The sequence below is a fragment of the Paenibacillus albiflavus genome (assembly GCF_004344915.1).
Lineage (GTDB): Bacteria > Bacillota > Bacilli > Paenibacillales > NBRC-103111 > Paenibacillus_AM > Paenibacillus_AM albiflavus.
In genome coordinates this window covers 64359-76828 of sequence record NZ_SKFG01000022.1, presented here as the reverse complement: position 1 = coordinate 76828, position 12470 = coordinate 64359, and the positions used below count along the sequence as shown (strand labels likewise).

The 12470-nt window shown below is 43.6% G+C and carries 10 protein-coding genes and 1 other annotated feature; of the genes, 9 read left to right on the top strand and 1 reads right to left on the bottom strand.

Going from position 1 to position 12470, the window contains the following annotated elements; translation table 11 throughout:
• Positions 1–15 precede the first annotated feature (15 nt).
• The 6 genes from E0485_RS18650 to E0485_RS18625 all read left to right on the top strand — a co-directional run bounded on the left by E0485_RS18650 (position 16) and on the right by E0485_RS18625 (position 9440).
• Positions 16–885 carry an RluA family pseudouridine synthase gene (locus E0485_RS18650; RefSeq protein ID WP_132419585.1) on the top strand — a complete coding sequence of 290 codons (870 nt, stop codon included), beginning with the start codon at positions 16–18 and terminating at the stop codon, positions 883–885.
• Between the two features lie 103 nt (positions 886–988).
• A complete protein-coding gene (locus E0485_RS18645; RefSeq protein WP_132419584.1) occupies positions 989–2155 on the top strand; it encodes a LysM peptidoglycan-binding domain-containing protein in 1167 nt (388 codons plus the stop codon).
• 138 nt (positions 2156–2293) lie between these two features.
• Positions 2294–2588, top strand: a binding site (T-box leader).
• 40 nt (positions 2589–2628) lie between these two features.
• Entirely contained in the window at positions 2629–5298 is a 2670-nt protein-coding gene (locus E0485_RS18640) for a valine--tRNA ligase (RefSeq protein WP_132419583.1), read from the top strand.
• A gap of 7 nt (positions 5299–5305) precedes the next feature.
• Entirely contained in the window at positions 5306–6682 is a 1377-nt protein-coding gene (locus E0485_RS18635; RefSeq protein WP_132419582.1) for a bifunctional folylpolyglutamate synthase/dihydrofolate synthase, read from the top strand.
• An 8-nt stretch (positions 6683–6690) separates the two neighbouring features.
• Positions 6691–8067, top strand: a complete 1377-nt coding sequence (murC, locus tag E0485_RS18630; protein ID WP_132419581.1) for a UDP-N-acetylmuramate--L-alanine ligase — start codon at positions 6691–6693, stop codon at positions 8065–8067.
• Between the two features lie 170 nt (positions 8068–8237).
• Positions 8238–9440: a hypothetical protein gene (locus E0485_RS18625; RefSeq protein WP_132419580.1), complete on the top strand. Its 1203-nt coding sequence runs from the start codon at positions 8238–8240 to the stop codon at positions 9438–9440.
• A gap of 99 nt (positions 9441–9539) precedes the next feature.
• On the opposite strand, the gene E0485_RS18620 is transcribed toward E0485_RS18625, so the two are convergent.
• Positions 9540–10733, bottom strand: coding sequence for an N-acetylmuramoyl-L-alanine amidase (locus tag E0485_RS18620; RefSeq protein ID WP_235857628.1), 1194 nt, complete (start codon positions 10731–10733; stop codon positions 9540–9542).
• 137 nt (positions 10734–10870) lie between these two features.
• On the opposite strand from E0485_RS18620, the gene E0485_RS18615 reads away from it, so the two are divergent.
• The 3 genes from E0485_RS18615 (at position 10871) to radC (ending at position 12450) form a co-directional block, all read left to right on the top strand.
• Positions 10871–11113, top strand: coding sequence for a DUF4321 domain-containing protein (locus E0485_RS18615; protein ID WP_132419579.1), 243 nt, complete (start codon positions 10871–10873; stop codon positions 11111–11113).
• Entirely contained in the window at positions 11113–11691 is a 579-nt protein-coding gene (locus E0485_RS18610; protein ID WP_132419578.1) for a Maf family protein, read from the top strand. The genes E0485_RS18615 and E0485_RS18610 overlap by 1 nt, the downstream gene beginning before the upstream one ends.
• Positions 11692–11760: 69 nt before the next feature.
• Positions 11761–12450 carry a RadC family protein gene (radC, locus tag E0485_RS18605; RefSeq protein ID WP_132419577.1) on the top strand — a complete coding sequence of 230 codons (690 nt, stop codon included), beginning with the start codon at positions 11761–11763 and terminating at the stop codon, positions 12448–12450.
• Positions 12451–12470: the final 20 nt, after the last annotated feature.

Below are 12470 nucleotides of genomic sequence, written 5' to 3'. Positions count from 1 at the left end.
TAAAGGACGTAGAGGATGAACGCATACAATCGTAAAGGTGAATGGCTATCTATTGCTTTGCCAGCCCCAGTTGAATTAACGTACGAAGCGGTATCTTCCGTTATCCCAATGATTCCCAAAATGTGGAATAAATTAAAGGCAAATGGTGGGGTGCGGATGCAAGGAACGAGACTCATGCTGCATTTGTTCCCTTCAGAACATGACTCTCCTCCGATAACACCTGAATGGGGAGAGCTGACAATCGCTTATGAGGATGATTATTGCCTTGTTGTTGTGAAGTCAGTCGGTATGCCAGTGCATGGGATAACAGCGAATCAACCAGGTACATTAGCAGGTCGTGTAGCAGCATATTATGCGGAGACAGGACAAGCTTGCCGCGTGCGGCATATTCATCGACTGGATGTAGATACTTCAGGTCTTGTACTTTATGCAAAGAATGAGTGGGCACATCAGCAGCTAGATGAACAGATGCGCGCAAAGTCGATTCATCGGACATATCTTGCCGTGGCGGAAGGCAGATTTAGCCGCAAGAAGGGTACGATTAACCAGCCCATCGGTCGAGATCGGCATCATAATGCTAGACGGAGAGTATCATCAAGTGGGGATGCGGCAGTCACTCATTACAAGGTGATGGAGCAATTTTCGCATGGAGCATTAGTAGAATTATCACTTGAAACGGGACGTACGCATCAAATTCGCGTCCATTTGAGCTATCTCGGTCATCCGCTTATAGGTGACAAGCTGTATGGAGGCAGTGATAAGCTTCTATCACATCAAGCGCTGCATGGCTATAAACTATCTTTTACCCACCCTTTGACAGCGGATCTTATAGAAGTAGAAGCTCCCTTGCCGAATGAAATCGAGCAAGTCATGAAGCAGCTCTGAACGGTTCTTAAGGACAGGCTAAAAATATAGTCATGCTTCTCTCCCCCTTACATATAATTGTAGAGACGATGAATGTCTTGTGGAAAGGAAGGAGAGGATTGCCTTGACTGAACAAAGCAAAGGCTTACGTTTTGATATCTACGAACGTATCCATCTGGCTGATGATGCAATTGGCATTAGCGAGCTGCATGATACGGAGCTTATTCCCCATATTCAAGTTATTGAACAAGATGAACAAGCATTGCTTCGTGGAAATTTAATGCTGACGGGACAATATGTCGGAGAAAATGTGAGAGATCATCGAACGCTCGAGCATTTGATCCCAGTCGAAATTACGCTGCCCATGAGCAGAATCAACAGCTTGTCGGACATTCTGGTGGAAATTGAGAATTTTGATGTGGAGCTGTTATCAACTCGCAACTTAAATGTAACAGGCGTGTTATCCCTGCATGGCGTAGAGGTGGATTCTGGTTTGTCCTTACATGGCGCACCTGATGCTGATTTCGAGCAGGAGCCGATCGCGGTAGATTTATCGCTGCATAATCCGTGGTCAGAGGATGAGGAAATGACATTCAGCCATCAAGCATCGGAAGCGATTCCAGCATCTCAAATACCTGTTGCATACGAATCAGAGGTGCATTTTCACCCACATGTAGAAACTCGAGAAGAACCTGAGATTAGATTGGAGATGCCTCAGCCGCTGCAAGCGGATAACTTCTGGCAGCAGCAATTGCATGAGGATGTACAACCGGAGTTCACGTATACCAGAGCGTTGGAGCAGTACGATGGATATGCCACATCTTATGTGGGAACGAACTACGAATACGAAGTAGAGAAGCAGGATCACAATTTCACGAATCCTGAATATGCATCACCTGCATTAGAAACTCCAGCTCATGAAGAAGTCAAGGAAATGAAGGTTGCCTTAACAAGCAGGACCAAGGAAGAACCAGTTACTGAGGAGCGCCCGGTAGGGATAAAATCATTACTTAAATCGAGCGCAGCCCAGGAACAGGTTTCTAGTCAATCACCACCTCCTATAAGTCAGGAATCGATGCGAGCTGATTCTTTAGAATGGCGCAAGCTATTTCTTCGAGAAGATTCGAGTCAGCAGGAATTCCGCAAAGTAAGAATGTGTATTATTCAAAAGGAAGATACTTTAGAAGGAATTGCACGTAAATACGGGGTGAATGAACGGGAATTGCAGAACTACAACAGCCTGACGAACGTTGATGTACAGGCTGGACAAATCATCTATATTCCCAGATGATAGGAATGTATGGTTTACATAGGAACCTTTGGCTCTTCTGCCGAAGGTTCTTTTCGTCCGTAAAATTGGCTATGTATTGACTCACTCTCTAATTATGGTTATCATATGTTAATAATGGGAAGTATAATAAGGTAAATAGGAAATACGATGATAGGGAGTAGTAATCGGTAAGCCCTTCAGAGAGTGGAATTGATTCGCTGCAAGATTCCACAGGATGCAAACCGTTGAAGTCGCCCTGGAGTAGTTAACGCGAACCTGAATTCTTATGAGAGTTAGAACTTAGCTTGATAAGATGGATAAGTAGTAGCGTTAATCGGCCCGCAGCCCGTTATCTGCTACTTAAGTGCCACATCGCTATTATTTGGATTTTTTTCTACAATATGGGGTGTGGAATAAAGGTGGTACCACGGAAGTTAATCCTTTCGTCCTTTTTGGACGGGAGGTTTTTTTATTTTACCTAGGGGGTATAGCAAATGAGCGAAGAACAGGCGAAAAACAATCAGACCTCAATGCCAACGACCTATGATCCGAAGGGTTCAGAGAAGCGCTGGTATGATTTTTGGATGAAGAACAACTTTTTTAAAGCAGGGGAACGTAAGGACGCAGAAACATATACAATCGTCATACCGCCTCCTAACGTAACGGGTATGCTTCATATTGGTCATGCGTTTGACTGCACCTTGCAGGATATTCTGATTCGCACCAAGCGTATGCAAGGCTATGATACGTTATGGCTGCCAGGAACTGACCATGCGGGGATTGCAACGCAGACGAAGGTAGAACAGAAGCTTCGTGAAGAAGGCTTAACACGTTATGATTTGGGACGTGAGAAATTCCTGGAGCAGGTATGGGAATGGAAAGATACCTATGCGGAAAGAATTCATGAACAATGGGCCAAAATAGGCTTTTCCCTTGATTACTCCAGAGAACGTTTCACACTGGATGAGGGCTTATCCAAGGCCGTTCGTGAAGTATTCGTTAAGTTATACAACAAAGGCTTAATTTATCGTGGCAATCGCATTATCAACTGGGATCCACAGGCTCGTACAGCTCTGTCTGATATTGAAGTTGAATATAAAGAAGTGCAAGGTGCGTTATACCACTTAGAATATAAAACGAAGGATGGCTCAGCCTCAATCGTTGTAGCAACAACAAGACCTGAAACAATGCTTGGCGATACAGCTGTTGCTGTACACCCAGAGGATGAGAGATATAAGCATTTGATCGGTCAAATGCTCGTTCTTCCAATTACTGGACGCGAGATTCCTATCATTGCAGATGAATATGTAGAGAAGGAATTCGGTTCAGGTGCTGTGAAAATTACGCCTGCACACGATCCGAATGACTTTGAAGTAGGTTTGCGTCATGATTTGCCTCGTGTACTTGTAATGGATGAGTCAGGAACGATGAATGCGGAAGCTGGTCCATATCAAGGAATGGATCGATTTGCTTGCCGTAAGCAAATCGTAGCTGATCTTAAAGAGCAGGGCGTACTTCTTCGCATTGAAGAGCATGTGCATCAGGTAGGTCACTCCGAGCGCAGTGGAGCGGTAGTGGAACCATATTTGTCAACGCAATGGTTCGTAAGCATGCAGCCGCTTGCCGAGAGAGCGATCGAAGCTCAAAAATCAGGCAAAGGTGTAAACTTCGTTCCAGATCGTTTTGAGAAAACGTATTTGAACTGGATTGAAAATGTACGTGACTGGTGTGTATCCCGTCAATTATGGTGGGGACACCGTATTCCTGCATGGCATTGCCAAGATTGTGGCGAGGTTACTGTTGCTATCGAAGATGCAACCTGCTGTTCGAAGTGCGGCTCTGCAAATATTAAACAGGATGATGATGTACTCGATACTTGGTTCTCATCTGGCTTATGGCCGTTCTCCACACTTGGCTGGCCTGAAAATACGGAGGATCTGCAGCGTTTTTACCCAACAAGCGTACTTGTGACAGGGTTTGATATTATCTACTTCTGGGTAGCTCGTATGATCTTTACTGCCTTAGAATTCACGGATCAAGTTCCTTTCAAGGACGTTCTAATGCATGGATTAGTTCGTGACTCCGAAGGTCGCAAAATGTCCAAATCGCTTGGTAACGGCGTAGACCCGCAGGAAGTAATCGAGAAGTACGGGGCAGATGCGATGCGTTATATGCTGGCAACGACTTCCAGTCCTGGACAGGATTTAAGATTCCGCTGGGAACGTGTCGAGCAAGCGCGTAATTTTGCAAATAAAATTTGGAATGCTTCCAGATTCGCACTTATGAATCTTGAAGGATTTACAGTTAACGATATTGATTTAAGCGGTAAACTGGGAACTGCTGATCGTTGGATCTTGCATCGCTTGAACGAAACGGTTAAAGATGTGACTCGCTTAATTAACCAATATGAATTTGGTGAAACAGGTCGCGTATTGTACAACTTTATTTGGGATGATCTATGTGACTGGTATATCGAGTTTAGTAAATTAAGTTTATATAGCGAGGATGCGGCTGCCAAGAAAACAACGCAATCTGTCCTTGCTTATGTACTAGATCGTACACAGCGTTTGATCCACCCGTTCATGCCGTTTATATCCGAGGAAATATGGCAGCACCTTCCGCATGAGGGTGAGACGATTACACTTGCCGCATGGCCAGTATATGATGAGAAGTTCGAAGCGCCAGATGCAGTTGCCGAAATGGAGCTCTTGATGGACATTATTCGTTCTGTACGCAATATCCGCGCAGAAGTGAATGTACCGATGAGCAAGAAGGTTGAACTTATCGTTAAGCCTTCGAGTGAAGCAACTTATGCAATTGTTAAAGGAAATATTGAGTATGTTCAACGTTTCTGTAACACATCCAAGCTTGACATTGAACTTGATATCAATGCACCAGACAAAGCGATGACAGCTATTGTAACAGGTGCAGAACTGTTCCTACCGCTTGCAGGTTTAATTGACATCAGTCAAGAAATTGCAAGATTAGAGAAGGAAATCGCAACACTTAATAACGAAGTCGAACGAATTGAGAAGAAGCTTGCGAATCAAGGGTTTATGGCTAAAGCGCCTGCATCAGTTGTAGAGGAAGAGAAAGCTAAGCTAGCTGATTATGCTGACAAACGTGAGAAAGTGATCGCACGTCTTGCTGAAATGAAGGGATGATTAAGTCATGTCTACAGTAAATACGGACACCTCTCTTGCTAAGTTTAAGAGCTATACAGAAGCGGTAGATTGGATTGTCAATTTAGTACCGCTAGGTATCAAGCCTGGGCTTAAACGGATGGAAATGCTGATGGATCTGCTCGGTCATCCTGAGCGCAGATTGAAATTCATACATGTGGCTGGAACGAATGGCAAGGGTTCAACCTGTGCGTTTTTGACCCGATCACTGCTTGCATTAGGATACGATGTGGGGACATTTACGTCCCCTTACATCGAGAAATATACGAATCGGATGCAATACAACGGGAAGGATATCGAAGAGGAGCAGTTGCTTACGCTTGCGAATAAGCTGTATCCGCTCGTACAAGAGGTTGCGCAAACTGAGCTTGGTTCACCAACGATGTTCGAAGTGAGTACGGCACTTGCAGTCATGTATTATGGCCAAATGACCTATCCTGACTATGTCGTATGGGAGGTAGGACTAGGAGGCAGATTGGATTCAACGAATTTCGTTAATCCTGTTGTATCTGTCATTACGAATGTTGGACAAGACCATATGGATATTTTAGGTGACACAATTGGTCAAATCGCTGCTGAAAAAGCAGGGATTATTAAATCTGGCGTTCCTGTCGTATGCACGGCTGAATCTCCTGAGGCTATTGAAGTCATTAAAGAAGCTGCGCTAAGCAAGAAAGCGACTTTGTACCTATTAGATAATCAATTTAAATATGAGAAAATAGCAGTTGAAGAAAATAAGCAAGTTCTGAATTTTACAGGTCCGTTCAGACAATATCGCGATGTTACGATTACGATGAATGGCGCTCATCAATTGAAGAATGTTTCTGCAGCACTTATGACGCTTGAGGTTCTTCGTCAATATCATGCACTTATTATTGAGGATGAAGATTTGTATGCTGGTCTGCGCAAGACACAGTGGGCTGGAAGATTGGAGCTTGTATCCGAGAAGCCGCGTATTCTCTTGGATGGTGCGCATAATCCAGAAGGCGCCGAAGCCTTGACACAGGCGCTAAAGGAAACGTACAAGTACAATAAACTACATTTAATGATGGGAATGCTCTCAACGAAGTATCATCTGGGCTATCTCAGGCATATACTACCAATAGTGGATACTTTAGTTGTTACAGAACCGGACTACCATAAGAAAGAAGACGCGCACAGTTTGGCGGTGAAAGTGCGCGAAATTATGAACGAGATGAATTTGAACATCGATGTATCCGTCGAAACGAACTGGAAGACTGGACTGGATAAGCTTAAGAGCAGAACGGAACAGGGAGATCTAGCAGTCGTATCAGGTACTTTATATTTAATATCCGATGTTCGCTCTTGGATTCTACATACTGCCGATAGTGAAAAGGGATGGTGAACAGTGGTTTGAATACATCAGAACATGTGCATTTTGTCGGAATCGGTGGATATGGCATGAGCGCAATTGCGAAGGTAATGCTGGAAATGGGATTTAAAGTATCAGGTTCCGATTTAGCGCAGCAGGAATTAACAGAGAAACTTAAAGCAAAAGGAGCACACGTGTATATCGGTCACGAGGCTCAGAATGTGTCAGACGCTGATTTGGTCGTGTATTCAACTGCTTTATCCAAGGATAATGTTGAAATTGTTGAAGCGGAGAAACGCAATATTCCGATCATCCATCGTTCGCAGATGTTAGCAAGGCTCATGAACGCTCGTAAAGGAATTGCTGTAGCTGGCGCACATGGCAAAACAACAACATCCTCCATGATTGCACTCGTTATGGAGAATTGTGGGACAGATCCAACTTATATCATTGGTGGGGAGATCATGAATATCGGGTCGAACGCCAAGGCTGGCAAAGGTGATTACGTTGTTGCCGAAGCGGATGAGAGTGATGGCACTTTCTTGCAGTATCACCCTTATCTTGCACTCGTGAACAACATAGAAGCGGATCATCTCGAGAATTATAACGGTGATTTTGAGAATTTGAAAAAAGCTTATGCCCAATTCCTAAGCCAAGTTAGAGATGGCGGCAAAGCAATTGTATCAGGAGATGACACGTACTTGCGTGCGATGCTTCCTGATATTAAGGCAGATGTGATTACTTACGGTATTTATGCTGAAGCAGATTACATGGCGAAGAATATTGAGCTGGGTGATCGCAAAGTATCATTTGAAGTGGAACGTGATAATGAAGTATTAGGAACTATCGTATTATCCGTACCAGGCATTCATAATGTGTATAATGCGCTAGCAACAGTCATTACTTGTCTTGAATCTGGATTAACCTTTGAACAAATTGCTGCGGGAATCAAAGACTTCCGTGGCGCTAAACGGAGATTTCAGGTGCTCGGCGAAGTGAATGATATTCTCATTATCGATGACTACGCGCATCACCCGACAGAGATTCAAGCGACAATCACTGCTGCAAAGTCGACTGGAAAGCGGATCATTGCCGTGTTCCAGCCACAGCGCTATACACGTACATTCTATTTGTTCGATCAATTTTCCAGAGCATTCGCTGAGGCAGATGAGGTCATCATTACCGATATTTACTCACCTGCAGGAGAGAAGCAGATAGAAGGTATTTCATCAGAGAAGCTTGCGGAGCTTATTTACAAGAACAGTAACCAGAATGTGAATTACATCTCGACTCGAGATGAGGTTCTGGCATATTTGACTGATCATGTGAAGCCAGGCGATCTCGTTCTAACGATGGGCGCAGGAGACATCTGGAAAGCTGCTGACAGTCTTGCCAAGAAGCTTAAGAATATCGTTTAAAATGCTAACAACTGACCATCCATTACTCCTCGGAGTTATGGATGGTTTTTTTTAGTGATATAGAATTTATGTTTGGGTCATATAACCTTCCTCTTAATCATATTCTAGTAATAATCATCGATTCATAGAGTTGAAGAATCGAGAGTATGACATAAGCGGAGGGATATAGGATGAATAAGAATAAAATATCGATTCAATTTGATCATAGAGGCAGGCGTGTTCAGGGAGTGGACCGGCAGACAATAGGGACGAATAAGGTTCTTCCATTTAGGCAGCATGAGGCTAAGCAGGATGAGGCTAAACCATTGCCAGAGGTTTCAACTGAGTTCAGCCCATGGCAGCACGGGACTGAGGAAGATGAGGTAATAGGAGATAAAGAGGAACAATTAGAACTAGATCGAGCTCAGCATTCCGCACCTACGGAGTCAATCTGGGAACTCAATCGTGATCAGATTTGGGTTGATGATGTTTTTCAAGGCGTGATGCTGCGCAAACGCCCCCCTACAAGCTGGTGGAAGTCAATTCTGTTGATTGGTGCAGCAATCGTGACTGGAGCGACGTTAGGGCTATTTATCATGAATCTATTGAATCCCGGGGAAGGGCAGCGGTTAGACGCAGCTCAGCCTAATCTAGGTACAACCATTGTTTCCTCCACTTCGCCTTCGTCATCTCCTGCTAGCCAAGTTGCTGGAACCGATGAAGCAGTTAGGCCTGTCATAAGCGGCATGCAAGGTATCCATATTGTCAAAGCACAAATTAACGCGTTTAGCTATCAGTTATTGCAGCACGGTGTGTTCAATTCTCAGTCAGTAGGACAAAGTGCGATTGATGGGCTGAAGCGTCAAGGCTATACAGCTGCTGTTGAACAAGGGGAGAAGATGATTGTCTATGCAGCATTCGCATCCAATAAGTCAGAAGCACAGCGCTTATCTGCATTATTAAAAGAGAAAAAAATAGATATTTATGTTAAATCGGTTGAGATGCCTGGGTTAACTCAAATCAATTGGAGTGGGGCGAAACCAGAAAATGTAAGTGATTATTTGGTCAATGGTGATAAGCTGCTTCGGATGATGAACGGAGTTGCAGTTGCACATCTGGAGGAAGCGCAGATTACACCTTTTGAACCAGTGACGATGAAGGCTATACAGGAAGCTTACGCTTCATGGACTGCTGCTTTGAACGCAATTAGCGATGGCGGGGATGCAGCTAATAAGTCGATCCTGGCTATGAATGAGTCGATGAAGGCAGCTGTTCAAGCTTTTGAAGCTTATGAAAAGAAACCATCAGCTTCTGCATTGTGGCAAGCACAAGCAGCTATGATGAAGTACGTTATCGAACAGAAGCAGCTATATTCCGTGATCGCACCTATATAACACGAAAGTTATAAATTCTATCATACGAAGAAACCACCATTGAGCTAGCTTGTATTGTACAAGCAGTCTTTGGTGGTTGTCTTTATTTTGTCTTCGATTCTACTTCTGTGTTTTCAAATACCGATCTAATAGAACAGCCATTTCGGAACGCAGCATGGTGTAATTCGGCTTAAATTCATTTTGATTATAGCCATTAATAATACCTGCATCATACAAAGCGTAGATCGCTTCTGCGCTCCATAGATCAGAAGGAACATCCGAGAATCTATCAGATGTTCTCGTATTGTTATCGCTTGCTTTGATAAGGAGATTGAATAAATAAGCGGTTTCTCCCCGGCTAATTGGTGTATCAGGACGGATGGTTCCATCCGGATATCCTTGCAATAAACCAAGTTTAGCGCCTTTCATCACATCTTGGTACGCCCAATGCTTCTGTGACAAATCAGGGAATACATGTGACTCATTAGTGCCGATAGACTCCAGCTTGTCAAAATCAAATACACGATTCATGAGAGAAATGAATTCCGCACGTGTTAATGGATTATTAGGCTGATAATAATTGCGATAGCCGCTTAGCCAGCCACGCTTATTCATTTCGAGAATGGATTCCCGTGCCCAATGATTAACCGTATCAGGGAAAATGATCTGCGTATATTTGATGATCCCATTCGCAATTCCCTGCGCGATTTGCTTGCGTTTGGATTCGTCTGCCAATATAGTTGCATCATTCCAATTGCTAACAAATGCCGTTTCAACCAGAATGCTAGGAACGGTGCCTTTACGAACCATATAAACAGAGCTTTCCATCAGCCCTTTATTTTGCAAGCCCGTTGTGCCGATATATTCATCAAGTACAGTTTGAGCAAATAGCTTGGAGATCGGACTGTAATAAATCATTTCTGATGATGCTGGATAGCTCGCTTGTGGATATTTACTATCATAATAGAGAATGAGTCCTCCATTAGCAGATGAGCTTGTATGCGAATTGGAATGTATGGATACGAGCAAATCTGCATCTTGACGGTTGCTAAACGCGATTCGATCAGCTAAGGATATGTAACGATCATCCGTACGAGACATGGCTGTTTCAATGCCTGCAGCATTTAGTAAATCGCGTACTTTAAGTGAAACATCAAGGTTAATGGCTTTTTCCTGAATACCGTTAACTCCAATCGCACCAGAATCTGAGCCTCCGTGCCCAGGATCGATAACTACTTTCGTCGCATAGGCAAAAGAGCTGCTAACTAATGATAGAGCGATAACCATTAGCAGTGTTCGTGAAGCTTTAAACAAAAAGATTCAACTCCTTTCTAAGATGTATCATGCGTCTAGTTGTTTAGAGAGACTAAATTCTATTTTACATTGAAAGACTAATAGGTTGCACGTATAATAGGCATGTAGATTTTGGGAAAGGTGGACGAGGACGAGCGATGAAGAAGAACACATTCGTTTTTATTCTATTTTTGATCATCGGGTTAGTCGTTGGTATTATCCTTGGTGAGCTACTCGCTCCAGTAAAAGCACTTTGGTTTTTGACCAAATCAGTTCCTATTTCATGGCAGCCCAAAGCGGATTTGCAAGTGTTCAAATATGATCTCTTTATTGAGGTTAAACTAAATCTATGCGCGATCTTTGGGGTCGTAGCAGCATTTTTTGTTTATCGGAGGTTGTAATGTCGAGTCAACTTATTTTAGCCTCATCCTCGCCTCGCCGTAAGGAATTACTTAGTGGGCTAGGTTTGTCTTATGTCATTGATGTCAGTGATGTCGACGAATCCTTTGAGCCTGGTACATCGCCTAAGGATGTCGTAATGATGCTTGCAATGCGCAAAGCAACAGCAGTAGCTGACAAGCATCAGGAAGGTTTAGTGATTGGTGCAGACACGATTGTTGTATGTGATGATGAGATACTCGGTAAACCGCTTCATGATGAGGATGCCAGAAGCATGCTGACCAAGCTGCAGGGTAGACAACATCAGGTATTCTCAGGAGTAGCGATTGTGAACGCAGCAACCGGCGAGTCTAAAGTAGAAGCAAGCTGCACAGAAGTGGTCATGCGCGCACTGTCTGATGAGCAGATCCACAAATATGTGCAATCAGGCGAACCAAGAGATAAAGCAGGTTCTTATGCGATTCAAGGGCTTGGTTCTACGATCGTTGAACGAATTCATGGTGATTATTTCACAGTCGTTGGTCTTCCACTTTGTTTACTTAATGAAATGTTGGCTGAATTCGGCCTTGAGGTGATATAATCAACATAACCCAACTTTAGGAATAAATGAAAAAACCTGATACCATAATAGAATGAAAGAGGGGAATTCATGAGCTTGCCTCGTATCGCTTTGAAGGATATTCCTAGTGAAGAACGACCTAGGGAACGAATGCTCCGCTACGGTTCCGGTGTACTTAGTAACGCCGAACTGTTAGCTATACTTCTAAGAACAGGCACTGTTGAAGAATCAGCAATTGGACTCGCTCACAGGGTATTAACAGAATCTAGCGGTTTAAGAGCGCTTGGTGAAATGAGTACAGAGCAGTTAATGCAGATCAAGGGTATTGGTGCAGCCAAAGCCTTGCAAATTCAGGCAGGTGTAGAACTGGGTCGAAGAATAGCGGGAAGCACCCGAAGCGATGCAGTCATTATACGATCCCCTCAGGATGTTACGAGACTATTAACGGAGGATCTTCGATATTTAACGAAGGAACATTTTGTATGTTTATTCTTGAATACGAAGAATCATGTGATTGGACAAGAGACATTATCCATTGGGTCTCTTAACGCCTCGATTGTGCATCCACGAGAGGTATTTCAAGCGGCAATTAAGCGTAATTCTGCTGCTATTGTGTGTGCGCACAATCATCCGAGCGGCGATCCTACTCCAAGTCCACAAGATATTGACATTACGAAGCGACTCGTAGAAGCGGGCGAGATCATTGGAATCGATGTGCTTGATCATATTATTATTGGTGATAACGGTTATATTAGCCTGAAGGAAAAAGGATACATGTAACATTAGCCTTGGGATACATT

What these genes read in the sequence shown, in the direction of transcription:
- E0485_RS18650 (WP_132419585.1), top strand. Translation starts at nt 16, where the DNA reads ATGAACGCATACAATCGTAAAGGTGAATGGCTATCTATTGCTTTGCCA.
- E0485_RS18640 (WP_132419583.1), top strand. Translation starts at nt 2,629, where the DNA reads ATGAGCGAAGAACAGGCGAAAAACAATCAGACCTCAATGCCAACGACC.
- E0485_RS18635 (WP_132419582.1), top strand. Translation starts at nt 5,306, where the DNA reads ATGTCTACAGTAAATACGGACACCTCTCTTGCTAAGTTTAAGAGCTAT.
- E0485_RS18625 (WP_132419580.1), top strand. Translation starts at nt 8,238, where the DNA reads ATGAATAAGAATAAAATATCGATTCAATTTGATCATAGAGGCAGGCGT.
- E0485_RS18615 (WP_132419579.1), top strand. Translation starts at nt 10,871, where the DNA reads ATGAAGAAGAACACATTCGTTTTTATTCTATTTTTGATCATCGGGTTA.
- E0485_RS18610 (WP_132419578.1), top strand. Translation starts at nt 11,113, where the DNA reads ATGTCGAGTCAACTTATTTTAGCCTCATCCTCGCCTCGCCGTAAGGAA.
- radC (WP_132419577.1), top strand. Translation starts at nt 11,761, where the DNA reads ATGAGCTTGCCTCGTATCGCTTTGAAGGATATTCCTAGTGAAGAACGA.